This window comes from Thioalkalivibrio sp. ALJ21 (assembly GCF_000378605.1).
In the GTDB taxonomy this organism is placed as follows: Bacteria; Pseudomonadota; Gammaproteobacteria; order Ectothiorhodospirales; family Ectothiorhodospiraceae; genus Thioalkalivibrio.
In genome coordinates, this window is sequence record NZ_KB905155.1 from 1,229,406 (window position 1) to 1,253,848 (window position 24,443).

General features: G+C 65.9%; 25 protein-coding genes. 16 read left to right on the plus strand and 9 right to left on the minus strand.

What is annotated here, in order from left to right; all coding sequences use genetic code 11:
• Positions 1-59 precede the first annotated feature (59 nt).
• The 3 genes from F579_RS0105775 to apbC are packed head-to-tail and all read right to left on the minus strand — an operon-like array spanning position 60 to position 2,679.
• Positions 60-965 carry a carbamate kinase gene (locus tag F579_RS0105775; protein WP_019025204.1) on the minus strand — a complete coding sequence of 302 codons (906 nt, stop codon included), beginning with the start codon at positions 963-965 and terminating at the stop codon, positions 60-62.
• Between the two features lie 28 nt (positions 966-993).
• The gene (gene dcd / locus F579_RS0105780; RefSeq protein WP_019025205.1) at positions 994-1,560 is read right to left on the minus strand and encodes a dCTP deaminase; all 567 of its coding nucleotides are present in this window, start codon (positions 1,558-1,560) and stop codon (positions 994-996) included.
• Positions 1,561-1,587: 27 nt separating this feature from the next.
• Positions 1,588-2,679 carry an iron-sulfur cluster carrier protein ApbC gene (gene apbC, locus F579_RS0105785; protein ID WP_019025206.1) on the minus strand — a complete coding sequence of 364 codons (1,092 nt, stop codon included), beginning with the start codon at positions 2,677-2,679 and terminating at the stop codon, positions 1,588-1,590.
• 462 nt (positions 2,680-3,141) lie between these two features.
• Here apbC and metG point away from each other — a divergent pair, with 462 nt between their 5' ends.
• The 9 genes from metG to F579_RS0105830 all read left to right on the plus strand — a co-directional run bounded on the left by metG (position 3,142) and on the right by F579_RS0105830 (position 11,990).
• Complete coding sequence (metG, locus tag F579_RS0105790; protein WP_019025207.1) at positions 3,142-5,178, plus strand: methionine--tRNA ligase; 2,037 nt, start codon at positions 3,142-3,144, stop codon at positions 5,176-5,178.
• Positions 5,179-5,247: 69 nt separating this feature from the next.
• Positions 5,248-5,868: a methylthioribulose 1-phosphate dehydratase gene (gene mtnB / locus F579_RS0105795; protein WP_019025208.1), complete on the plus strand. Its 621-nt coding sequence runs from the start codon at positions 5,248-5,250 to the stop codon at positions 5,866-5,868.
• Positions 5,865-6,560: a hypothetical protein gene (locus F579_RS0105800; protein ID WP_019025209.1), complete on the plus strand. Its 696-nt coding sequence runs from the start codon at positions 5,865-5,867 to the stop codon at positions 6,558-6,560. The genes mtnB and F579_RS0105800 overlap by 4 nt, the downstream gene beginning before the upstream one ends.
• A gap of 171 nt (positions 6,561-6,731) precedes the next feature.
• Positions 6,732-7,310: an electron transport complex subunit RsxA gene (gene rsxA, locus F579_RS0105805; RefSeq protein ID WP_017925285.1), complete on the plus strand. Its 579-nt coding sequence runs from the start codon at positions 6,732-6,734 to the stop codon at positions 7,308-7,310.
• Positions 7,307-7,891: an electron transport complex subunit RsxB gene (gene rsxB / locus F579_RS0105810; protein ID WP_019025210.1), complete on the plus strand. Its 585-nt coding sequence runs from the start codon at positions 7,307-7,309 to the stop codon at positions 7,889-7,891. The genes rsxA and rsxB overlap by 4 nt, the downstream gene beginning before the upstream one ends.
• A gap of 32 nt (positions 7,892-7,923) precedes the next feature.
• A complete protein-coding gene (gene rsxC, locus F579_RS0105815; RefSeq protein WP_019025211.1) occupies positions 7,924-9,549 on the plus strand; it encodes an electron transport complex subunit RsxC in 1,626 nt (541 codons plus the stop codon).
• The gene (rsxD, locus tag F579_RS0105820; RefSeq protein ID WP_019025212.1) at positions 9,549-10,610 is read left to right on the plus strand and encodes an electron transport complex subunit RsxD; all 1,062 of its coding nucleotides are present in this window, start codon (positions 9,549-9,551) and stop codon (positions 10,608-10,610) included. Before rsxC ends, rsxD begins: the two co-directional genes overlap by 1 nt.
• A complete protein-coding gene (gene rsxG, locus F579_RS0105825; protein WP_019025213.1) occupies positions 10,603-11,271 on the plus strand; it encodes an electron transport complex subunit RsxG in 669 nt (222 codons plus the stop codon). The genes rsxD and rsxG overlap by 8 nt, the downstream gene beginning before the upstream one ends.
• Before the next feature lie 26 nt (positions 11,272-11,297).
• Positions 11,298-11,990, plus strand: a complete 693-nt coding sequence (locus tag F579_RS0105830) for an electron transport complex subunit E (RefSeq protein ID WP_019025214.1) — start codon at positions 11,298-11,300, stop codon at positions 11,988-11,990.
• 82 nt (positions 11,991-12,072) lie between these two features.
• Here the strand turns inward: F579_RS0105830 and F579_RS0105835 are convergent, their stop codons facing one another.
• Together F579_RS0105835 and F579_RS0105840 are read right to left on the minus strand one after the other, a co-directional pair.
• A complete protein-coding gene (locus F579_RS0105835; protein ID WP_018994821.1) occupies positions 12,073-12,285 on the minus strand; it encodes a YjfB family protein in 213 nt (70 codons plus the stop codon).
• A 92-nt stretch (positions 12,286-12,377) separates the two neighbouring features.
• Positions 12,378-12,986, minus strand: a complete 609-nt coding sequence (locus tag F579_RS0105840) for a class I SAM-dependent methyltransferase (protein ID WP_019025215.1) — start codon at positions 12,984-12,986, stop codon at positions 12,378-12,380.
• A 319-nt stretch (positions 12,987-13,305) separates the two neighbouring features.
• On the opposite strand from F579_RS0105840, the gene F579_RS0105845 reads away from it, so the two are divergent.
• Positions 13,306-15,042 (plus strand): uracil-xanthine permease family protein, encoded by a 1,737-nt coding sequence (locus tag F579_RS0105845; RefSeq protein WP_026301121.1) that lies wholly within the window; start codon positions 13,306-13,308, stop codon positions 15,040-15,042.
• Positions 15,043-15,070: 28 nt separating this feature from the next.
• Here F579_RS0105845 and folE read toward each other — a convergent pair whose 3' ends face one another.
• From folE to F579_RS14605, 3 genes are read right to left on the minus strand one after another with little or no spacing between them, the layout of a single operon-like run.
• A complete protein-coding gene (gene folE / locus F579_RS0105850; RefSeq protein WP_019025217.1) occupies positions 15,071-15,724 on the minus strand; it encodes a GTP cyclohydrolase I FolE in 654 nt (217 codons plus the stop codon).
• 30 nt (positions 15,725-15,754) lie between these two features.
• Positions 15,755-16,570 carry a DUF3429 domain-containing protein gene (locus F579_RS0105855; protein WP_019025218.1) on the minus strand — a complete coding sequence of 272 codons (816 nt, stop codon included), beginning with the start codon at positions 16,568-16,570 and terminating at the stop codon, positions 15,755-15,757.
• A complete protein-coding gene (locus F579_RS14605; protein ID WP_019025219.1) occupies positions 16,567-17,205 on the minus strand; it encodes a glutathione peroxidase in 639 nt (212 codons plus the stop codon). The genes F579_RS0105855 and F579_RS14605 overlap by 4 nt, the downstream gene beginning before the upstream one ends.
• A 67-nt stretch (positions 17,206-17,272) precedes the next feature.
• On the opposite strand from F579_RS14605, the gene F579_RS0105865 reads away from it, so the two are divergent.
• The 6 genes from F579_RS0105865 (at position 17,273) to F579_RS0105890 (ending at position 22,906) form a co-directional block, all read left to right on the plus strand.
• Positions 17,273-18,646 carry an NAD(P)/FAD-dependent oxidoreductase gene (locus F579_RS0105865; RefSeq protein ID WP_019025220.1) on the plus strand — a complete coding sequence of 458 codons (1,374 nt, stop codon included), beginning with the start codon at positions 17,273-17,275 and terminating at the stop codon, positions 18,644-18,646.
• A gap of 9 nt (positions 18,647-18,655) precedes the next feature.
• Complete coding sequence (locus F579_RS0105870; RefSeq protein ID WP_019025221.1) at positions 18,656-19,426, plus strand: DUF1365 domain-containing protein; 771 nt, start codon at positions 18,656-18,658, stop codon at positions 19,424-19,426.
• Complete coding sequence (locus F579_RS0105875) at positions 19,426-20,679, plus strand: cyclopropane-fatty-acyl-phospholipid synthase family protein (protein WP_019025222.1); 1,254 nt, start codon at positions 19,426-19,428, stop codon at positions 20,677-20,679. Before F579_RS0105870 ends, F579_RS0105875 begins: the two co-directional genes overlap by 1 nt.
• 190 nt (positions 20,680-20,869) lie before the next feature.
• The gene (locus F579_RS0105880) at positions 20,870-21,328 is read left to right on the plus strand and encodes a GNAT family N-acetyltransferase (RefSeq protein WP_019025223.1); all 459 of its coding nucleotides are present in this window, start codon (positions 20,870-20,872) and stop codon (positions 21,326-21,328) included.
• A 293-nt stretch (positions 21,329-21,621) separates the two neighbouring features.
• Positions 21,622-22,104, plus strand: a complete 483-nt coding sequence (locus F579_RS0105885) for a hypothetical protein (protein WP_019025224.1) — start codon at positions 21,622-21,624, stop codon at positions 22,102-22,104.
• Between the two features lie 16 nt (positions 22,105-22,120).
• Positions 22,121-22,906: a secretin N-terminal domain-containing protein gene (locus F579_RS0105890; protein WP_019025225.1), complete on the plus strand. Its 786-nt coding sequence runs from the start codon at positions 22,121-22,123 to the stop codon at positions 22,904-22,906.
• Positions 22,907-23,306: 400 nt separating this feature from the next.
• Here the strand turns inward: F579_RS0105890 and F579_RS0105895 are convergent, their stop codons facing one another.
• Entirely contained in the window at positions 23,307-24,392 is a 1,086-nt protein-coding gene (locus F579_RS0105895) for a porin (RefSeq protein WP_019025226.1), read from the minus strand.
• Positions 24,393-24,443 lie beyond the last annotated feature (51 nt).

Below are 24,443 nucleotides of genomic sequence, written 5' to 3' on the forward strand. Positions count from 1 at the left end.
TGGCAACAATCCACCACGGCGAGACGCTGATTCCCGCGCGACGCGCGCCACCGCGCCTCCTACGACGCCCCCACCGGCAGGATCCGCGTCCCGGCCTGCCCCGCAATAATCGTGGTGGCGTCCTCGAGGGCCCCGATCCCGGCCCGGGCACCCTGATCGGCCACGCGCCGCGCGGCCTCCATTTTCGGGCCCATCGAACCGGCCGGGAACGACGCGGGTTCGACCGCGCTGACCAGCAGTGCCTTCAGACGCGTGGCATCGGGCTCGCCCCAGTTCCAGTAGACGCCGTCGACGTCCGTCAGCATCAACAGCCAGTCCGCGTCCAGTTCCACCGCCAGGCGTGCGGCGGTCAGGTCCTTGTCCACCACCGCCTCGATGCCGTACAGCCGGCCTTCGTCGTCACGCGCGACCGGCACACCGCCGCCCCCCGCGCAGATCGCAATGGACCCACCCTCGACCAGGGTCCGCACGGCCTCCACGCCCAGCACCTTCCGCGGCTCCGGCGAGGCGACCACTCGACGCCAGCCGTCACCGTCCGGGGCGACATCCCAGCCGCGTTCCTCGGCCAGGGCATGCGCTCGGGACTCATCCCAGACCGGGCCGATGAACTTCTCGGGGCGGGCAAATGCCGGATCGCCCGGGTCGACCTCGGTCTGCGTCAGGAGGCTGGCGATCCGGTCATGGCCCAGGGCGTTGTGCAACTCCTGCGCGAGAATGTAGCCGATCATCCCGTGGCTCTCGGCGCCGACTACATCCAGCGGCCAGTGGATGGAATCGGCCTCCGCCTGACTGGCCAGCAGCCCCACCTGCGGGCCATTGCCGTGGGTCACGACGACCTCGTGCTCGTTTGCGACATCGGCAATGGCGCGCGCCGCGGCACGGGCGTTGCGCCGCTGGGCCTCGGCCGACGGCGTCTCGCCGCGTTGCAGCAGGGCGTTTCCGCCCAGCGCGATCACGATGCGCATGGCGGCCTCCTTCGCGGGTCGGTGGGGGTCAGGTCCGGGGCAGGGTGACGCCGCGCTGGCCCTGGTACTTGCCGCCGCGGTCCTTGTAGGAGGTCTCGCAGACCTCGTCGGATTGCAGGAACAGCATCTGCGCCACGCCCTCGTTGGCGTAGATCTTGGCTGGCAGCGGCGTGGTGTTGGAGAACTCCAGCGTCACATGGCCTTCCCACTCGGGTTCCAGCGGGGTCACGTTCACGATGATGCCGCAGCGTGCGTAGGTTGACTTGCCGAGGCAGATGGTCAGCACGTCCCGCGGGATGCGGAAGTACTCGACCGTATGCGCCAGCGCAAACGAGTTGGGCGGGATGATGCAGACGTCGGAGTGCACATCCACAAAGCTGCCCTCGTCGAAGCCCTTGGGGTCGACGATGCTCGAGTTGATATTGGTGAAGATCTTGAAATGGTCCGAGCAGCGCACGTCGTAGCCGTAGCTGGACGTGCCGTAGGAGACGATGCGCTGCTCGTCGCGGTAGCGGACCTGACCGGGTTCGAAGGGCTCGATCATGCCCTTCGTCTCGGCCATCTCCCGGATCCAGCGGTCCGACTTGATGCTCATCTGCCCTGTCCCTGGTTGATCAACGGATCAATTGTTCTGGATGACGATGTTGGGGAATTTGCTGCTGTAGTCCTTCGCCTGTTCCGCGAGCTTGGCACCGGTGCGGCGGGCGATCTCGCGGTAGATCTCGGCGATGCGGCCGTCCGGATCGGCGATCACCGTCGGTTCACCGCCATCGGCCTGCTCGCGAATGCGGATATCCAGCGGCAGCGCGCCCAGCATGTCCACTCCATATTCCTCGGCCATGCTCTCGGCACCGCCCTGGCCGAAGATGTGCTCCTCGTGGCCACAGTTCGAGCAGATATGAATGCTCATGTTCTCGATGATGCCCAGTACCGGCACCTCGACCTTCTCGAACATGCGCAGGCCCTTGCGCGCATCCAGAAGTGCGATGTCCTGCGGGGTGGTGACGATCACCGCGCCCGAGACCGGGATCTTCTGCGACAGGGTCAGCTGGATGTCGCCGGTACCCGGCGGCAGGTCGATCACCAGGTAGTCAAGGTCCTTCCAGTTGGTCTCGTTCAGCAGCTGCTCCAGCGCCTGGGTAACCATCGGGCCACGCCAGATCATCGGCGTGTCCTCATCGATCAGGAACCCGATGGACATCGCCTGCACGCCGTGGCGCTCCAGCGGTTCCATGGACTTGCCGTCTTTTGACTCCGGGCGGTCCTTGATGCCCAGCATGCGCGGCTGGCTGGGGCCATAGATGTCCGCATCCAGAATGCCGACCTGCGCGCCTTCGGCCGCCAGGCCCAGCGCCAGGTTGACCGCGGTGGTGGACTTGCCCACCCCGCCCTTGCCAGAGGCCACGGCGATGATGTTCTTGATGCCGGGCATCGGCTTCAGGCTTTTCTGCACCGCGTGGGCGGTCACCTTGGTGGTGATCGTCACCTCGGAGGACTCCAGCCCGGCCACGCCGGCCAGCGCCCCCTGAATCGCGGCGCGCAGCTCGTCGTGATAGCCGCTCGCGGAGTACCCCATCTCAAGAGTGATGGCCGCCCGTGCGCCCTCCACACGGATGTCCTTGACCGCACCGGCGGCCACCAAGTCCTGCTCCAGGTACTTGTCCTGAACGGTCTTCAGGGCGTTTTCGATCTGCTCGCGTGAGAGTTCGGCCATGGCGTTCGTTCCATCCGGCAGTTGGGAGTAATCGCGCGATTCTACTGGGCCGTCATCAGCACGCCAATGGCACCACCACTCGCCAGTCCTTTGCCCCATGCCACAAGTGGGGTCCTGAATGATCTGTCAACCCCTATCAGGGAGTTTTATACACATGAGTTTCCACTGCCCCTGAAAACGCCCCAGATAGCAGCCAAAACACCGAAAGCACTACACAAAGAACCCTTATCTTTTTGTTTTTTATTAATAAAAACAAATTGAACGTTTTTTGACCAATCTGTACAAGGCCCTTGCGTGACAAGGCCTGACGATGAATTCCACTGGGTTGCCCACAGAGTTATCCACAGCTTCTGTGGAAAAGCCCGTGACGGACTTTTCCACGCCTCGACAACCCGGCTGGCAGCCCCGACAATAGCGCCCCTGCATGCCACCGCCCGCCGCTACCGACGCACGAGTCCGACGATGACTGACACGCCGCGCAAGATCCTGGTCACCAGCGCCCTGCCCTACGCCAACGGGCCGATCCATCTGGGGCACCTGGTCGAGTACATCCAGACCGATATCTGGGTGCGCTTCCAGCGTGCGCGCGGCCACGAGGTGATCTACGTCTGCGCGGATGACGCCCACGGCACGCCGATCATGCTGAAGGCCCGCGCCGAGGGCATCGAACCCGAAGAGTTGATCACGCGCGTACGCCAGGAGCACGAGGCCGACTTCAGCGAGTTCCTGGTGGATTTCGACCACTACCACTCGACCCACTCGGACGAAAACCGCGAACTGGCCGCCCACATCTACACCGCGCTGCGCGACGCCGGGCACATCGAGACGCGCACCATCGACCAGGCCTACGACCCCGAGGCCGGGATGTTCCTGCCCGACCGCTTCATCAAGGGCACCTGCCCCAACTGCGGCGCCGAGGAGCAGTACGGCGATTCCTGCGAGGCCTGCGGAGCCACCTACAGCCCGCTGGACCTGAAAGACCCGGTTTCCGCGATCACCGGCGCCCGTCCCGAGTCGCGCCAGTCCGAGCACTACTTCTTCAAACTCGGCGACTTCGAGGCCTTCCTGCGCGAATGGACCGGCTCCGGCCGCCTGCAGGACGCGATCCGCAACAAGCTCGACGAGTGGTTCGATGCGGGCCTGACCGACTGGGACATCTCGCGCGATGCCCCCTACTTCGGCTTCGAGATCCCCGACGCCCCGGGCAAGTACTTCTACGTCTGGCTGGACGCGCCGATCGGCTACATGGCGAGCTTTCGCGCCTACGCCGAGAAGCAGGGCCTGAACTTTGATGCCTGGTGGGGCGCGGATTCCGATGCCGAGCTGTATCACTTCATCGGCAAGGACATCGCGTACTTCCATACGCTGTTCTGGCCGGCGATGCTGCACGGCGCGGGCTTTCGCACGCCCAGCGCGGTGTTCTGCCACGGCTTCCTGACCGTCAACGGGCAGAAGATGTCCAAATCGCGCGGGACCTTCATCCGCGCGCGCGACTACCTGGACCACCTGAACCCCGAATCCCTGCGCTACTACCTCGCCGCCAAGCTGGGTGCCGGGGTCGACGACCTCGACCTCAACCTGGACGACTTCGTCCAGCGTGTGAACTCCGATCTGGTCGGCAAGCTGGTCAACATCGCCAGCCGCTGCGCCGGCTTCATTACCAAGCGCTCGAACGGCGAGCTGGCGGCCGAGCTGCCACGTCCGGACCTGCACGAGGCCTTCGTCGCCGAGGGCGACGCCATCGCGGCCGCGTTCGAGAACCGCGAATACGCCCAGGCCATCCGCCGCATCATGGCGCTGGCCGACCAGGCCAATCAGTACATCGACGAGGCCCAGCCCTGGGTGCTGGCGAAGCAGGAAGGCCGCGAGGCCGAGGTCCAGGCCATCTCCACCCAGGGCCTGGACCTGTTCCGCATCCTGATTGTCTACCTCGCCCCGGTGCTGCCGCGACTGGCGGCCGACGCCGCGGCCTTCCTCCGGCTGGACAGCCTGGCCTGGGACACGCGTGAGCCGCTGGTCGGGCGCTCGATCGAGAAGTTCAAGCCGCTGATGACCCGCATCGAAGGCGAGACCGCCGACAAGCTGCTGGAGGCCTCGAAGGCGACCCTGGCCGCGACCGAACCCGCGACCACTCCCAACACCGACTCGGAGCCCGACGTGGACCCCATCGCCGAGACCATCGACTTCGACACCTTCGCGAAGGTCGACCTGCGCATCGCGCGCATCACCAGTGCCGAGCACGTGGAAGGCGCGGACAAGCTGCTGAAGCTGACGCTGGATATCGGCTCGGGGACGCGCCAGGTGTTTGCCGGCATCAAGTCGGCCTACGCCCCGGAGGACCTGGTGGGCCGGCACACCGTAATGGTGGCCAACCTCGCGCCGCGCAAGATGCGCTTTGGCGTATCCGAAGGCATGGTCCTGGCGGCCGGCCCCGGCGGCTCGGAACTGTACATCCTGAACCCGGACGACGGCGCCCGGCCCGGGATGCGGGTCAAATAGGCCGCCTGCGTCATGGATTTGCACCCACGGCTCGCGTAAGCTGCCGCTCTTTTGCCGATACCCGGACGCATGGACCAAAGCCCCGAATTCCTGGCGCAGGTACGCCTGCTGGCCGAAGCAGGCCGTGATCTCTCGGCGCGCGGCTGGCTGCCCGCGCGCACCGGCCACTTCTCCGCGCGCCTGGACGACCGGCATATCGCCGTCACGGCACCCAATCGCGAGAAGAGCTTCCTCGACCGCCACGACTTTCTGGTGGTCGATCTCGACGGCCACGTGGTCGCCGGCAGCGAAGAGCCGGCGCCAGAGACCTTCCTCCACATCATCATGTACCGCCACGATGCCCAGCTGGGCGCGGTGCTGCATACGCACTCGGTACATGCGACCGTCCTGTCGCGCCAGTTTCCCGGTGCCCTGCGCCTGCGCGACTACGAGGTCCTGCGGGAACTGCCCGGCGTGGACAATCCCGCGCGGGGCCTGGACCTTCCCGTGTTCGCGAACGAACCCGACGTGCAACAGCTGGCCGCGCGGGTCGACGCCGCCATGAGCCGCGAGCCGAACCTCGCCGGGTTCCTGATCGGCGGCCATGGCCTCTATACCTGGGGCGCGAGCGTGGAACTGGCGCTGCACCGGGTCGAGGCCTTCGAATTCATGTTCCAGTGCGAGACGCTTGCACACCAGATGAGCCGATGAACATGTCACCGAATCCCGCGCCCCAGGCCCTGATCCTCGCGTTTGAAGGGGTCCTGGCACCACCCGGCGTGCTGCGCGACACACTTGAGCCCTATTCGCTGGAGGCCTTGCCGGGCTTTCTCGAGCGCCACGCGGAGAGCACGGCGGTGCAGCGAGTGCTCGCGGATATCCTCGCCTATTCCGGGCGCGAGCTGGATGTCGACGGACTGCTCGCGCAGATCCGCGCCTGGATTCGTGGCGGACAGGACATCACACCCCTGCGTCAGCTGCAGGGCCTGATCTGGGCCGACGCCCTGGAGGCCTCGATGCTGCGCCCGGAGCTGTCGGACGACACGGCCCGCGCCCTGATGGCGCTGGACGATGCCGGCGTGGCCCTGTACAGCTTTGGTGCGAGCCCGGCCCCGGTCCAGCGCGACTGGCTGCGTCACGGCCCGTATCCGGAGGTGGAGCAGCGTCTGACCGGGCTGTTCGACACCCGCATCGGCGGGCGGCGCGATGCCGGCAGCTACCGCCGTCTGGCGGACGAAATCGGCATCGCCCCGGAGGCAATCATGCTGCTGTCGGTACGCGGCGAGGAGCTGGATGCAGCACACCAGGCCTGGCTGCAGACCGCTCGCCCCTTCGACGACTCGGCCGCTGCCGACCAACACGCGCTGCGCAGTCTGGACTCGCTCGTCCCGGCAGGCGACTAGACTCTATCCTGCTGGGGCAAGCCTGTCCGCGAATGCCGCCCGCCAAGGTCCGACAACCGCAGGGGCTTCGCGGGCAAGCCCGCTCCCACGCAAAACCAGCGCCCCGGAAGGGTTGAGTCGGGATAAGCAGTCCCTGATACTATTTTGTTGACCTGACGACTCGGAATTAACGTGGAATACGTCCTGATCCTCATCAGTACGATCCTCGTGAACAACTTCGTACTGGTGAAGTTTCTGGGCCTGTGCCCGTTCATGGGGGTCTCGCGCAAGGTCGAGACGGCCACCGGCATGGGCCTGGCCACGACTTTCGTGCTGACGTTGTCCGCGGTCAGTTCCTATGTGATCAACGAATACCTGCTGACCCCGTTGGGACTCGAATACCTGCGCACGATCGCGTTCATCCTGGTGATCGCCGCGGTGGTTCAGTTCACCGAGCTGGTCGTGCGCAAGACCAGCCCGCTGCTGTACAACGTGCTGGGCATCTTCCTGCCTCTGATCACCACCAACTGCGCGGTGCTGGGCGTGGCCCTGCTCAACGTCCAGGAGGCGCACAACTTCGTCGAATCCGCGCTCTACGGCTTTGGCGCCGCGGTCGGCTTCTCCCTGGTGCTGATCCTGTTCTCCGCCATTCGCGAACGCATCGCGGTGGCCGATGTGCCCGTGGTCTTTCGCGGCAGCGCGGTGGCCATGGTCACCGCGGGTCTGATGTCGCTGGCGTTCATGGGCTTCTCCGGGCTGGTGCGGCTGTGAGTGTCGTCTACGCCATCCTCGCGATCGGCGGTCTGGCCGCCGCGTTCGGACTGATCCTCGGCTTTGCCGCCCAGCGCTTTCGCGTCGAACAGGACCCGGTCGTGGACCAGATCGACGCCCTGCTGCCGCAAACCCAGTGCGGACAATGCTCCTACCCCGGCTGCCGCCCCTATGCCGAGGCGATCGCCGCGGGCGAGGCCGACATCAACCGCTGCCCCCCCGGTGGCCAGGCCACGGTTCAGGCGCTGGCGGACCTGCTGGACCGCGAGCCGACTCCGCTGGAGGAAGAGGAACAGGAAAAGGCCGTCGCGGTGATCGACGAGAACATCTGCATCGGCTGCACCCTGTGCATCCAGGCCTGCCCGGTGGACGCGATCCTGGGCGCGGCCAAGCAGATGCACACCGTGATCGAGGAAGAGTGCACCGGCTGCGAACTGTGCATCGAGCCCTGCCCGGTCGACTGCATCGACATGGTGCCGATCCAGACCGACATCACCGAATGGCGCTGGGCGGAGCCCGAGCCCTCGCCCATCGAGCGGCCCATACACGCGATTGCGGACGTCTCGCGCGGCGGGCACTAAGCCCCGCACCCGCGAAACGTTAGAATACGCCGATGCAGCTGCACCGCTTCCATGGAGGCCTGAAACTGGCCGACGAGACCGAGGCCAGTACCGCCGATCCGGTGCTGGTGATGGGCGTGCCTGCAAAACTGACGGTGCCGCTCGGCCAGCATATCGGCGAGGCGACCGAGGCCTGTGTCCAGGTCGGCGATCACGTCACCAAGGGCCAGCGCATTGGCCAGTCCAAGGGCTACATCGCGGCGCACGTGCACGCGCCCACCTCCGGGAAGGTGGTCGATATCGACCTGTACCCGGTCCCCCACCCCTCGGGCCTCAATGCCCCCTGCGTGGTAATCGAGCCCGATGGGCACGACGAATGGGGCGATGCCCGCATGGAACCCTGGCTGGACTGGGATACCCGCGATCTGCGCGCGCTGCGCCAGCGCCTGCGCGCCGGGGGCATCGTCGGGCTGGGTGGCGCGGCCTTCCCCACCGCGGTCAAGCTTAACCCGCGCGCCGGTCAGCGCATCCACACACTGATCGTCAACGGGGCGGAATGCGAGCCCTACATCAGCGCCGACGACATGCTGCTGCGCACCGCCCCCGAGGCGGTATTCGAAGGGATTCGCATCACCGCCCGCCTGCTGGGCGTGGAACGCGTGCTGTTCGCGGTCGAGGACAACATGCCGGAGGCGATGCGCTCGCTGACCGAGACCCTGCCGACCGAGCTGCGCGACCTGATCGAGCTGGTATCGGTCCCCTCGATCTATCCCACCGGGGGCGAACGCCAGCTGATCAAGGTACTGACCGGCCAGGAGGTCCCGAGCGGCGGCCTGCCCGCAGATCTCGGGATGGTTTGCCACAACCCGGGCACCTTCAAGGCGATCTGCGACACGGTGATCCAGGGCCGCCCGCTGCTGTCGCGCATCGTCACGGTCACCGGCCCCGGCGTGAAACACCCGCGCAACGTGGAGGCTCTGCTTGGCACCCCGTTCGCCGACGTGATCGAGGCGGCCGGCGGCTATGCCGAAGGCGTCGACCGGCTGGTGATGGGCGGCCCGATGATGGGCTTCGCGGTCCATGACGACTCCATCCCGGTGATCAAGGCCACCAACTGCCTGCTCGCCACACGTCCCCAGGACACGCCCGCACCCGGCCCGGTCATGCCCTGCATCCGCTGCGCCGAGTGCGCGGCCGTCTGCCCGGCCCAGTTGCTGCCGCAACAGCTGTACTGGCAGGCAAAGGCGAAGGACTTTGACGCGATCCAGGACTACGGGCTGTTCGACTGCATCGAATGCGGCTGCTGCGCCTATGTCTGCCCCAGCAATATCCCGCTGGTGCAGTACTACCGCTATGCCAAGAACGAGATCTGGGCGCGCGAGAAGGAACGCCACAAGTCGGACATCGCGCGCGAGCGTTACGAGTTCCGCCAGGAGCGCATCGAGCGCGAGGAGCGCGAGAAGGCCGAGCGCCTGGCGAAGAAGAAGGCCGCGCTAAAGAACAAGGAAGCCGACGGCGACAAGCAGGCCGCGATCCAGGCGGCACTGGAACGCGCGCAGAAGAAAAAGGCCGCCCGTGCGGAGGAGTCCGCGAAGGACAGCGATCAGGCGTCCGGCTCGGAGACGACCGGCGAGGAAACCTCCACGACAGACAACACCCGGGACGGGGACGGCCGCTGATGCGTTTTCGCACGCAATCCTCCCCCCATGTGATCCCCGCGCACTCCGTAGGCGGCGTCATGCAGCAGGTGCTGATGGCACTGGTGCCCGGCACCCTGGCGATGACCTGGTTCTTCGGCTGGGGCGTGCTGGTCAACGTGCTGCTGGGCGTGCTGTTCGCGGTGGCCTTCGAGGCGGCGATGGTCGCCGCGCGCAAGCGGCCCGTCATGGCAACACTGGCGGACAACTCCGCGATCGTCACCGGCTGGCTGTTCGCGCTGGCGATCCCGCCACTGGCGCCGTTCTGGGTCACGCTGATCGGCATTGCATTCGCGATCATTGTCGCCAAGCACCTGTACGGCGGGCTGGGCTACAACCCGTTCAACCCCGCGATGGTCGGCTATGTCGTCGTGCTGGTCTCGTTCCCGCGCGAAATGGCGCTCTGGCCGGCCCCCAGCACGCTGCCGGAATCCCCGCTGACCCTGCTGCAGACCCTGCAGACCGTCCTGACCGGCAGCCTCCCCGGCGCCCAGGCGTGGGACGCGGTGACCCGCGCCACCCCGCTCGACGCGATGCGCGAGGGGCTGGTCTCCGGACGCACGGTCGGCGAGATCACGGCCAGCCCGCTGTTCGGCAGCTTCACCGAGACCGGCTGGGAATGGGTCGGCAACTTCTTCCTGCTCGGCGGGCTGTACCTGCTGTTCCGCCGCATCATCCACTGGCACATCCCCGTGGCGGTCATCCTGGGTGTGGCCATCCCGGCCGGCTTCTTCTGGCTGCTGGATCCAGATTCGTTCGCCTCGCCCGCCTTCCACGTGTTCTCCGGGGCGGTGATCATCGGGGCCTTCTTTATCGCCACCGATCCGGTCTCCGCGTCCACCACCCCACTTGGCCGCATCCTCTACGGGGCCGGGATCGGCGTGCTGATCTTTGTAATCCGGACCTGGGGCGGCTATCCAGACGCGGTGGCCTTCGCCGTGCTGTTGATGAATATGGTCGCCCCGACGCTCGACCACCTGACGCGACCTCGAATCTTCGGGCGCACCCGCGGCGGGCCGCCGCCAGGGGACGATCGTGCTTGACCTGAAGCCGCGCGACATCCTGATTGCCACCGTCCTGCTGGCCGGATTTGCGGCGGCCGGCGCGGGGCTGGTCGCGCTGGTGCAGGAAGGCACCGAGGCGCGCATCGCGGACAACCGCATGGAGGTCAACCGCAACCGCATCGCGGAACTTACCGGCGACCTCGATTACGCCAATGACCCGGTGCACGACACGGTGGCCCTGAGCGACGAGCGTCTGGGCGGCGACAACCTGCCCGCGTGGTTCGCACGCGACGCAGACGACAATGTCATGGGCATCGTGTTCTCGGCGGTCGCACGGGACGGCTACAGCGGCAACATCCATCTGCTGATCGGCGTGGACCGCGACGGCGAACTGCTGGGCGTACGCGTCTCCAGCCACCGCGAGACGCCGGGGCTGGGCGATGCGATCGAGGCCGAACGCTCCGACTGGATCCACGGCTTCGAGGGCCGTTCCCTGGGCGACCCCTCGCCCGGCGACTGGGCGGTGCGCCGCGATGGCGGCGTGTTCGACCAGTTCACCGGAGCCACCATTACCCCGCGTGCGGTGGTTCGCGCCGTCCGCCGCACACTGGAATACTTCGACGACTACCGCGACGACCTGCTCTCGACCTCGCCGGAGGAAGAGGAAGGCGCGGTGGTCGAACCGATAGGGAACGACTGATCCATGTACTCGGAACAGGACGACCGATGAACCCGACCCTGACCGACATCATTCGCGACGGCTTGTGGAACAACAACCCGGGCCTGGTCCAGCTGCTGGGTCTGTGCCCGCTGCTGGCGATCTCCGGGACGATGGTCAACGCCATCGGCCTGGGCATCGCGACCACCCTGACGCTGCTGCTGTCGAACGTCCTGGTCTCGTTGATCCGCCGCCACGCCCGCCCGGAGATCCGTATCCCGGTGTACGTGCTGATCATCGCCTCGATCGTGACCGCGATCGAGCTGGCGATGAACGCCTGGTTCCACGGCCTGTTCCTGATTCTCGGCATTTTCATCCCGCTGATCGTGACCAACTGCGCGATCATCGGTCGCGCGGAGGCCTTTGCCTCGCGCAACTCCGTCCCGCGCGCCGCGCTGGACGGGCTGATGATGGGGCTGGGCTTTACCGGGGTACTGATTGCGCTGGGCGCGCTGCGCGAGGTCCTCGGCCAGGGCACGCTGATGGACAACGCCCACCTGCTGTTCGGCGAGTGGGGGCACGCGATGACCATCCAGATCTATCCGTCCGAACACGGGTTCCTGCTGGCCCTGCTGCCGCCGGGCGCGTTCATGGCCATGGGGCTGCTGATTGCCGCCAAGAACTGGATCGACCAGCACACGGCGACCGAGCCGGAACCCGCTGCCGACGAATCCCGCGCCGAGGCCTCCGAAACCACCTGACCCCGCGTAGCACGCAGCACCCATAACGAAAAACGCCCCACCGGGGCGCTCCGGCGGGGCGTCGGGGTGACCGTATGGGCAATCAGGCGGTCGTGTCGACGTTATTGCCCACATGGTCGGGCAGGCCCTGGGAGGTCGCCTGCATCTCGCTGATGTTCGGCATGGCCTGCAACAAGCCCTGTGCCGCCATCTCTTCCGATTCCATGGCCTTCTTCTGCACTGCCACATCCTTTTGCATGGCAATGTTCTGCTGGCTCATCTGCGTGGCCTGGCTGGCAATCGCACTGGCATCCATCGTTCACTCCTGATTCGAATGTAGAACCAGCCCGCCGGGCGCATTCTGCGTCAATTCGGACCTGGCTCTCCCGGGGTGACGACCACGAATGCTCAGACTTGAGAGTTCGCCTCGATTTTTTTCGGCTGGGCGGCGAAGCGCCGCATAACCCCGCGCGACTCGCGATCCTCGGCCTCGATTGCGAACCCGGCGCGCTCTACCGCCGCCTCGGTATCACGGTTCGGGTGGCAACCCCCGGTCACACAGGTCCAGGTCGGCTGCACGCGATCCTGCAACCAGGCCAGGCTCGGGCGCGGGTGCCGCACATGCTCGAGCATGCGCAACTGACCCTCGGCGCCCAGGACACGGCGGATCTCCGCCAGCCCCCGCTCCGGATCCTGAACCGAACAGAACACCAGTCCCGACACAACCGTGTCGAACCGTGCATCGGCAAATGGCAATGCCTCGGCCCGGGCGACCACAAAAAGCGTCCCGGGTGCGCGATCGCGCGCCCGACGCAGGGCCGCCAGGTCTGGATCGAGCGCGACGACCTGCGTCGGCGAGGAATACAGGGGAAGATTGCGGCCCGTGCCACAGCCCAGTTCGAGGACTCGGCCCCGTGCCCCCATAACCAGACGGCGGCGCCAGCCACGGAAACCAAGCGCGTCCGCCAGCCCCATCAGGGCGTCATAAAGCCAGGGAATCTGTTCCACTCCGCGCATGGAAACCATTGTACGCGCCGCAAAATGTGAACGCGTTGGCGTGATACCCGGATCCGAAAGGAACCTGTGGGCAACACCCCTGTCCACCGAGGCAAGAGCGGATAAATCGGCGCCTGGCAACGGCTGCCGCAGTTCCGCCGTTCAGACTCGAAGACTCCATCACACGGTTGTCTGAACGTTCGGCCCGGACTCCCACCGGGCCATTTTTTTGCCCGGGCATCACCGCAACACCAGAAAACGCCGAGCTAACGCTACATGAGCCCCATCACTGCTCGGCTGTTACGATCGTTCGCTTTTGCGATCAGGGCGCAGAGGCACCGTGAGCCAACCTTCCCAATCGAAGATTCTCTACGAGGTGGATGATCATCCGCCTCCGGTCAAATGCACCATCAGCGCACTGCAAAGTCTGCTTCTGATCGCGCCGACGATCATCGTCGCCCCCCTCATCCTCGCCCGCGCGACCGGACTGGACCTGGCCGCGACCCAGTGGACGGTGTTTGCCGCACTGATCGGCAGCGCCCTTGCCACCCTGATCCAGGTCCGCCGTGTCGGCCCGATCGGCTCCGGTTATCTGATCTTCATGGGCACCTCGACCGCCTATCTGGCCGTGGGGATCGAAGCCGCCATGGTCGGCGGCATGGCGCTGGTCGCCACCCTAGCGGTGCTGTCCGCGCCGGCCCAGTTTCTGTTTGCGCGTTATCTCGGGCTGTTCCGACGCATCATCACGCCCACCGTAAGTGGCGTCGTGATCATGCTGGTGGTGCTCGGGGTGATCCCCTCCACGGCGGACATGATGCAGGGCGAGGGAGACTACGAGGGCACCTGGCAGGCGCTGGTGGTTGCACTGTTCACGCTCGGGCTCACGATTATTGTGGCAGTCTTCGGCGGACGCCTGCTGCGGCTGTGGGCCCCGATCATCGGCCTGGGCACCGGGATCGTGGTAGCCATCCTGTTCGGCATCACCGATTTTTCCGATGTAGCGGACGCCCGCTGGTTCGGCCTGCCGCCGCTGGAATGGCCGGGCTTTCACTTCGAATTCTCGCCCACCTGGTTCACGCTGCTTTTGACCTTCGCGATCGTGACCCTGGTCGGCGCCGTAGAGTCGATTGGCGACACCATGGTGGCACAGCGCAATTCCTATCGGACCCCTCGCAAGACCGACTACGACCGCGTACGCGGCGGCCTGTATGCGGACGGGCTGGGCAACATGATCGCCGGCAGCCTGGGCACCCTGCCCAACACGACCTACGGTATCGGTGTCTCGTCGATTGAACTGACTGGAATGGCGGCACGCCGAGTGGGCTACTACTTTGCCGGCTTCCTTGCCCTGATCGCACTGATCCCCAAGCTGAACATGCTGATGATCTCGCTTCCCGGGCCGGTCTTTGGGGCGTTTCTGCTGATTCTGCTGGCACTGCTGTTCGTCGCCGGCATCCGACTGTGCGCGCAGGATGGGCTGAACTACCAAAGCGGGCTGATTATCGGCGTGGCCTTCTCCACCGGTTTCATCTTCCAGAACCAGCTGTTTTTCCACCATCTGATTCCCGAGGCGCTCGGCCCCTTCCTCAACAATGGCGTCTCCACCGGCGGCACGGTCGCGGTCGCGCTCAGCATGATCTTCAATCTGCGCCCACGTCCGCGCCGCCGGGCCACCTTCGCGCCCGAGAGCGACTCCCTGCCGCAGGTTCATGCAATGGCGCGGGAGTTCGGCGAAAGCCTGAGCCTGCCGGAAAAACAGTCGGTCAAGCTGCAGATCGCACTGGAAGAGGTCTTCATGCACCTGTCCGAACAGGCCGCACGCGAACCCGGGCGCAATCGTCCGGTGGACGTGCGCCTGGAACGCGAGGGCGAGACACTGGCAGTGGAGATGATCGACCGGACCGCGGCGGCCGAGGTCGACGAGGCCGCGTTGCGCCAGGCGCAACAGTGGACGGCAAGCGACGAGCAGTCATTGCGCGAGCTGGGTCTGTACCTGCTGAACAGCCTCGCGCAGGACGTTCGCCACATGCGCATGGCCGGGGTCAACTACATCTCTTTCAGTATCCCGCTGCGCTGAGCCGCGCTGCGCGCCGGCGTTTCGGGGATCAGTCGCGGGAGCCGTGGATCAGGTTCAGGAACTCGCGACGGGTGCGCGCATCCTTGCGGAAGGCGCCCAGCATCACCGACGTCGCCATCGAGGAGTGCTGCTTCTCCACCCCGCGCATGGTCATGCACATGTGCTTGGCGTCCACGACCACACCCACGCCCTTGGCATCGGTCACCTGCATCAAGGCCTCGGCGATCTGCCGGGTCATGTTTTCCTGGATCTGCAGGCGCGCGGCGAACATATCGACAATCCGCGCGATCTTGGAGAGGCCGATTACCTTGCCATTCGGCAGGTAGGCGACATGCACCTTGCCGATGATCGGCAACAGGTGGTGCTCGCACAGCGAGTACAGCTCGATATCGCGCAGTAGCACCATCTCGTCGTTATCAGAGCTGAACAACGCCCCGTTGACGATCGTGTCGAGATCCTGGTGATAGCCGCGGGTCAGGTACTGCATCGCCTTGGCCGCCCGCATCGGCGTATCCAGCAAACCCTCGCGGTTCGGGTCTTCATTCAGGCCGGCGAGGATCTCGCGGTAATGACGGGCCAGCGCCTCGGGGGCCGGCAGCGGCCGCCCATCGGCGGCGCTGGTCACGGGTTCGTCCGCGGTACGGGCATCTGCTTGCATCGATAGGTCCTTGTTCTGTGCCATCTTCGGCATTCCTTGGGGCGTGCGGGCGCGTCAGCGCCCCATGATAACGGCCAGACCGGAGGCCAGCGATACGATGGCCCCCGCGGTCAGCACCAGGCGCATACCCAGGTACCCACGCGGCAACGGCCGCCCACGCAGGCTCAGGCGGTCCACCCACAGCGCCCCCAGAAACAGCGCGGCCAGGGTCATCAGTGCCTCGGGCAACGGTTGCAGCAACGCAAGCCAGGCGAGGATCGCCGGGACCACCGCCCACACAGGCGCCGACAGCGGGCCCACCCGGTGTTCGCGATCCGCCAGGTAAAGCCCCCAGTGGATCGCCCCGAGAAACGACAGGATGACGGCACCATAAAACGCCAGTGCCTCCAGTGCGAAAACCTGCCATTCCGGCTGGGCCATCCAGGCGCCGAAGCCCAGGGCCACAAAGGGGATCAGCCCTCCGTATCCCAGCACCTGCAGCATCGGTGCCGAAGCTTCCTGGGACTGTTGCGTTTGCCCTGCCCGTTCCGCGGCATCACGCGGACCTCGGCTGGACCCGGCCGCGACAGCTCGAGCGCCGAGGTATTCCCGCAACTCGGGGAGCCCCCCGATTGCACCGTCCCGCGCAACGAAATAGGGCAACACATCGGCTCCGGTCGCATGCTGCAGGGCATGAAACTGCTCGCGGTTGTGAGCAGACCCCATACCCCACTCCAGACACACCCAGCGACCGGGCAGCATCGCATCCAGCAAGGCTACGGCATCTCGCACATCGGACAGCCCGGAGGTGATCGCGACGACCTCGTGCTCGACCAGTGCCTCGCGCACCTCGGCAGGCCAGGCGGTCATGGTCTGGGCGGTGTCGTTCATAACGCGGCCTCGATCGCGGCGCGCAGGCGCCGGTCCTCGGGAGTCAGCCGCGTGCCGAACGAGGCCAGCACTTCGCCGTCGCGCCCGATTAGATACTTGTGGAAATTCCAGGACGGAAACTCGCCCGCCGCGGTCCCCAGGTAGTGGTAAAGCGTCCCGGGGGTCGCGTGGAGCCGCGAGGCGTGCACCTTTTCGTACATCGGGAACTGGATGCCGTAATTGGACCGGCAGAACTCGGCGATATCCGCCTCGTCCTCGTATTCCTGCCCGGCGAAGTCGCCCGAGGGGAACCCCAGCACACTGAACCCTTGCTCTTGAAGTTCCGCGTTCAACGCCTCCAGGCCCTCGTATTGCGGGGTGAAACCGCACTGGCTTGCCGTATTGACCACCAGCAGCACTTGACCGGCATGGCGATCACACAGTCGCACGGGTTCGGATGCGGTCAGCGGACGCATCTCGAAGTCGAGACTCGCGGGGCACATTGCCCCCGCCTCGCCGGCCAGCACGCTAGACCCCGAGCCTGCCCACAACAGCCATACCACCACAAGGAACCGAACACCCTTACCCATCGCTGCAACCTCCGTGCCCCTGGCCATGCCGGGCCCACTCTGCGCCGTATTCTGGACGGCGGCCATTTACAGGCATTGTACAGGTCCTGTATAAGATGTACATCACCCCTTAGATGGAATCGAAACCGTCATCATGAGCACCTCTCGCATCGCCGTCATCGGCAGCGGCATCGCCGGGCTGGCCAGCGGCTGGATCCTGCAGTCGCGCCACCAGGTGCGCCTGTTCGAGGCGGCGCCCGAACTGGGCGGTCACGCCCACACCATCGAGGTATCCGACCCGGAGGGCCCCACTCACCTCGATACCGGTTTCGTGGTGTACAACGAGCGCAACTACCCGCTGCTGACGCGCCTGTTTCGCGACCTGAGCGTGCCGACCCAGCCGACTGAAATGTCGTTCTCCTGTTCCCGGCATCCCCACGGGGTGGAATACGCCGGCAGCAACCTGAACACCCTGTTCGCGCAACGGCGCAACCTGCTCAGCCCGCGCTTTTTGCGCATGAGTACCGACATCCTGCGCTTCAACCGTCTGGGGCATCGACTGTTCGAAAGGGGCGAGACCCCTCAGGGCACCCTGGACGATTTTTTCTCACGGCACCGCTTTGGCCGTGGATTCATCGAGGACTACCTGTTGCCAATGGCCGCCGCGATCTGGTCCGCCCCGCCGGAGTCCATCCGCGAGTTCCCGTCTGCAAGTTTCCTGCGATTCTTTCGCAACCACGGGCTGCTGGACCTGCGCGACCGCCCGCAGTGGCGAACCGTGCGCGGTGGCAGCCGCGAATACGTGCAGCGCCTCGCCGCGCGGCTCGAGCCACGCAGCGTAATCCACGAGGCCGTGCGCGCCGTGATCCCGGAAGACGGCCAATGGCGCGTGCTGACCGCGGAGCGTTCCGAGGGGTTTGATCAGGTCGTGTTTGCCTGTCATGCGAACGACGCGCGCCGTCTCCTGGGGCGGGCCGTGCCTGTACTCGACGGCCTTCTCGCGGACTGCCGCTTCCAGGAAAATCGCGCGATCGTGCATACCGACCCCACCCTGATGCCCCGCTCGCGTCGCGTCTGGTCCTCCTGGAACTACCTGAGCGGGCGTACCACGCAGCCGGGTGAGCGGGTCTCGGTCTCCTACTGGATGAACCGCCTGCATAACCTGAAACGACGTCGTGACTACGTGATCAGCCTGAACCCCTGGCGCGAACCCCACCCGACGACGGTGCTCGGCGAGCATCTTTGGGAACACCCGGTAATGGATGCCCTCGCCGAGCGCGCACGCCAGCGGCTGAAGGATCGCCAGGGCGAGGATGGGCTCTACTTCGCCGGGGCCTGGATGGGCGACGGCTTCCACGAGGACGGGCTGCGCTCCGCCGTGGCAATCGGCGAGGGAATGGGCATCGTACCCCCGTGGAACTCCACGCCGAGTGCCTCACCCGCGCCGGTGGCCGTGGATCCGAAGCCGGTCAACGGCGGCGGCGCGACGCCGTCGGCGGCACCGGCTGCGCGCCCCGAGGACGTCTGAGGCGCTGGCATGGACGCGGCCCTGGTCTACACATCGGTAGTGCACCAGCGCATTGCCGCGCCGGCGTACCGCTTTCGCTATCCGGTAATCGCCGCGCTGTTTGACATCGATCACCTGGAGGCCACCGCGGAACGTTGCCGGCTGTTCTCGCTGGACCGTTTTAACCTGTTCAGCCTGCATACCCGCGACCACGGCCCGCGCGATGGTCGCCCCTGGCGGCCCTGGATCGAGTCCCGTCTCGCGGAGCACGGCATTGAGCTCGCGGGCGGCGCAATCCACCTGCTCGCGATGCCGCGCGTATTCGGTCACGCGTTCAACCCACTCAGCGCCTGGTTCGCCTATCACGCGGATGGCGGGTTGCGTGGTGTGTTGCTGGAAGTCCGCAACACCTTCGGCGAGCACCACCACTACCTGCTGCACGAAGGCGGCCGCGCTATGACCACACCGGTACGCCAGGAGAAGGACAAGGCCTTTCACGTATCCCCGTTCATCGACATGGATGCGCGCTACGCCTTCGCCATATCGCCCGCACGCATGGAACGCGGTGCCACCGTGCGCCTCGCAATCCGCGAGACCCAGGCGGGTTCGCCGTTCCTGATCGCGACCCAGCACGGCCGCCTGAGGGACTTCAGCGACCAGACCCTGCGGGCCGCGCTGTTCCACCAGCCCTGGATGACCCTCAAGGTCCTGCCACTGATTCACTGGCAGGCACTCAAGATCTGGCTGCGCGGCGGACGCTACCACCCGCGCCCCGCGCCACCGCAAAAGGAGATGCACTGATGTCCGTCGAACAAGGAAGCGCGACCGCCGAGTTCGCGACCCGCCGGCACTGGGCCCTGCGACTGATCGCCCGGACCCTAAGCGGTCTTGAACATGGACAGTTGACGCTGGTCGGCCCACGCGGGGAACGGGAGGTCGTACGGGGTGCACAGTCTGGCCGCGAGGCCATCTGGCACCTGAAGCGGCCCTGGCGGACGCTGCTGCGCATCCTGCGCCACGGCGATCTCGGTTTTGCCGAGGGCTATATCGCGGGGGACTGGAATACGCCGGACCTGAAGGGCCTGCTGCACCTCGCCACGGACAACGAGGCGGCGCTGGCCGATCTCGCGGCCCGCCCCGTGGTCCAGCGCCAATTCGACGCCCTGCGCCACTGGTGGCACCGCAACAGCCGCCGCGGCAGTCGTGCCAACATCCGCTTCCACTACGATCTAGGCAACGACTTTTATCGCCTGTGGCTTGATCCGAGCATGAGCTACTCCGCAGCCCTGTTCAGCCGCGGAGACGAGGCCCTGGAGAGTGCCCAGCAGCGCAAGTACGAGCGCCTGCTGGATCAACTCGACGCCGCCCCCGGGTCCCACATCCTCGAGATCGGGTGCGGCTGGGGCGGCTTTGCCGAACTCGCTGCGCGACGCGGCCATCAGGTCACGGCCATTACCCTGTCGCAAGAGCAGCTCGACTACGCCCGCGAGCGGATCGAACGGGCCGGTCTCTCCGACCGTGTCGAACTGCGCCTGCAGGATTACCGCGACGTAACCGGACAGTTCGACCATGTCGTGTCGATCGAGATGTTCGAGGCGGTTGGGCAACAATGGTGGCCCGGCTTCTTCGAAACGGTTCGCGCCTCCTTGCGCCCGGGCGGGCGTGCCGCGCTGCAAGTCATCACCATCGACGAGGCCGCGTTCGACTACTACCGCAACAACGCCGACTTCATCCAGCTGTATGTCTTCCCGGGCGGGATGCTGCCGTCCGTCCCCCGCTTCAACGCCGCCGCGCGTCAGGCGGGCCTCGCGATCGGCGATCAGCGGTTCTTCGGGCAGGACTACGCCGAAACCCTGCGTCGCTGGGATCGCGAGGTGCGCCATGCCGAACCCGTCATCGAGGCCCTCGGATACTCCCCCGAGTTCCTGCGCATGTGGCGCTACTACCTCGCCTACTGCGAAGTCGGTTTCGAGCACCAGCGTGTCGACCTGATGCAGGTGGTCCTGGAGCCGCGAGACCGGGACGAGCGAACTCCCCACATGACCGCCCAATAATCCAAGATTCTCACGAGCGCTTCCCACCGTTGAGCGCAAACTAGTACCCAATCACCAGTTTATTGGGACGCCAGTCACAGGACGGTTCTGGATTCGTCGACTAGAATGCAAATTTCCGGGCTCATGGAAAGCGGGATTCGGCCACACCCGCCCCGTGTGGTCGATCCCCGATTGGTCGAGGACTCCAGCCATGCAACAACGCATTCAGTTCCGCGAGGCCAGCTGGCCCGCAGACGCCGAAGCCATCTCCGCCGTTCGTCGGGAGGTCTTCATCGAAGAACAGGGCGTCCCCGAGCCGCTGGAATTCGACGGTCTGGATGTGACCGCACTGCACTGGCTGGCCATCGGCCCTGGCGAGGAACCGATCGGCACCCTGCGCATGCTGCCCTCCGGACAAATCGGGCGCATGGCCGTGCGCGAACCCTGGCGCGGCCACGGCATCGGCTCGCGCCTGCTCGACTACGCCGTTGAGGCCGCCATCCGCCATGGCTGGCGCGAAGTCTGGCTGAACGCCCAGAACACCCGCCTGGGCTTCTACGCCCAGCACGACTTCTTCATCATCTCCGACACCTTCGAGGACGCCGGCATCCCCCACCGCCGCATGCTCCGCCGCATCCGCCAGCCCCTCGCGCAGGCCCAGGCCGGGTAACCAACACCCAAGTCCCGAGTCCCGAGTCCCGAGTCCCGAGTCCCGAGTCCCGAGTCCCGAGTCCCGAGTCCCGAGTCCCGAGTCCCGAGTCCCGAGTCCCGCGACGATACTCGGGACAATGCCCTCATACAGCGCACGCTCTGCGGGTTATCCAGGATTGTCGATACGGCCCGTTTCTTCCCCACACAAACGCTTCACCCGAATCATCCATCTCGATTGACTGCGCGTGCAGCAGATGCGCGACGGGCGCTAGTTGCCTATGCTGAGTAGAGACCCTGCCCGGAGGCGACTGCATGGCCGAACCGACCACCGACCCCGTGATGGAGGATGCCGCCGTGCTTATCGCGGAGCTGCTGGATCAGACCCGGCGGCGCTTCTGGCTGCATGCACGCGTGGAACTGCTGGCGGAGTTCCGCGACCTGGAGCTGGGCTCGCACCTGGCCAACATCGCGCGCCGCCACCGGCATACGGACATCCGCATTCTGGTGGACGACGATCTGGCGCTGCGCGATCGCATCCCTGGACTGGTCGAAACTATCAAGCGTCTGCCCACCGCCGTCACCGTGCGCCGGCTCGACTCCGCCGAGGAGAGCCCCCTCACGCTGACCGCAATCGCTGACCACAGCGGCTGGATGCAGCTGACCCAGGCTGGAGGGCAACGGATCCTCCGCGGGGATGTCGATGATCGTGGGGGCACCCAGCGGGCCGCCCTGGATTTCGAGGCGAACTGGAGTCTCAGCGATGAAGCGATCGAACTTCGCCGGCTCATGGTCTAGACGCCACACCCTGCGGATGTTGGCAGGGTGCCTGCTGTTTGGCGGGGCCACGGCGTCCAGCAGCGCCCGGGATGCGCATGCCGAGGTCGCGGTCCTCCCTCTCCAGAACCGCCCGGCGGCCGAGATTCTTCCCGAGCTCCAGGGCCTGTTCGGCGAGGCGGCCACACTACGGGCCGACGGCTTCCGCCTCCTGGTGCGCGCCGACGCCCAGACTCTCGAACAAATCCGCAACGTCGTAACCGAGCTCGACCTCGCGTCGAGGGACCTGATCCTCTCGGTACGCCGCAGCAGCGAGCGCCCCCGCCAGGAGACCGGCGCCGCCCTCGACATCGAATCCGGCCCCGATGGAACCCGCGCCCAGGGCACTGCGCGGCGCTGGACCACCGCCCGCCACGACGACCAGACCCAGCAGGTCCGCCTGCGCGAAGGCACCGAGGCCGTCATCCTGGTCGGCGAGACCGAGGCCCACGGCTTCCGCGTATTCGCCGGCCGCGCCGGCGTCGGCATGGAACCACTCTTTCGCGACACCGCCCGCGGCTTCCGCGTGCAGCCCCACGCACAGCCCGACGGCCGCATCCGCGTGGATATCTTTCAGCTGCACGAGCAGCCACCCGCCACAACCATGGGCCGCGTGGAACGTCAGGCCGTCGAATCCTCCATCACCATCCAGCCCGGTGCATGGCACGAACTTGCCGGAGTAGGCCGCACCCTCAACCTCGACGAACGCGGCATTGCCTCCCGTCGCACCAGCCGCGCACGCGATGCCCTGTCGCTTCAGATCCGAGTCGACCCGATCGACTGATCGTCCACCAGGGGACACAGGACCTTCGATACCGTAGGGGCCCCCGGCCGCTACTAGCAGCACCCACTGACCGTCATCCTGGAAACCGCGCAGCGGTTATCCGGGATCTCCCACCTGGCTCGTAACCCACCCCGTGCCAGCCCCATCGGCGTGGATCCGGGCTCTCCGCTTCGCTGCGGCCGGGATGACGAAGACGGGCCGTCCCCGCAGCAATGGCAGGGAGCCGATCCGCTAACCAAAATGCCCGCATCCACCCCGAAACGGGCACAACACCCCAGACCGCCAGACACAAAAAAGCCCCGAACGGGGCCCAAGGTCGTGCACAAAAAACGGGGCCCCTGGGGGCCCCGTAAAACAAGCTAGTGCTTGTTGTTATACCGCTTGTAAGCAGTGCTCGGGCTTAGAACGACACCCGCATGCCGGCACCGACGCCGGTGAACGAGGTGGAGCTACCAGCATCGCCGGTGAACACGTCGTTGCTGATGCTGCGGCTATGGGCCGGGGCATCGTTGTCGTAGTCGGAGTACGACACACCCGCGAAGGCCATCACGCGGTTGCTGAAGTTGTGCTTCACAGCGATCGCGGCGTAGTCGATGTTGCCGTCATCACCATCGTTGCTGTTGCGGGTGTGACCCAGGTTCAGCACAAAGTCGTTACGACCCACGGTGTAGGTGCCGGACAGGAAGTAGGTGTTGCCGTCGCCCACGGTATTGCCAGCTTCGTCATCCCACTTATAGTCGGTCACTTCACCGACCAGGCGGAACGGACCGGCACGCCAGTCGGCACCGATCTTGGTCGCACGGAAATCACCACCATCTTCTTCCGGATGGGCACGGTAGTCGTTGGCGTGGTTGTGGGCGATGTACAGCTCGACCGGGTTCAGGTCGAAGTTCAGGCGACCGGCCAGGGCGCTGTTGCTGTCGTCGGTGTTGTCGACGAACGCAGCAACATTCAGGCTGACAATGCCGAAGCTGTTGCTGTACGCGATCCCTTCGTTCAGGTAGGAGCCTTCACCCAGGCCACCGAGCGGCTGCGGGTTCAGACGACCCCCATTGGTACGGGCCTGCATGAAGGTACCATTCAGCGGGTCCTTGCCAGCGGTCACGTACGGGGAGGCCATGCGGCCGGCCTGGATGCGACCGAAGTTGCCTTCGAGGCCGACGAACTGGTCACGGGCGCCACGGTTCATGCCCTGACGAGTATCGACATCCTGCTCGACCTTCAGGAAGGCCTTCAGGCCGTTGCCCAGGTCATGGCTGGCCATGACGCCAATGCGGTTCGGGTTGCCACCGAACAGACGGCCTTCCGGCTCACCACCGACGAAACCGCCATCGTGCATGCGGAAGCCGCTATCGAGGTCACCACCGCTGTGGTGGACGATCTGCGTCTGCAGCTGACCGAACAGGGTGACGTTGGAGTCCGCGGCGGCGAAGGCCGGGACCGCGAAGGCGCCGGCAACGGCGACTGCGAGAATCTGTTTTTTCATGTTGCGTATCTCCCAGGAGAGGTGTTTGGTTCGTTTCTACGCCTGCATCCA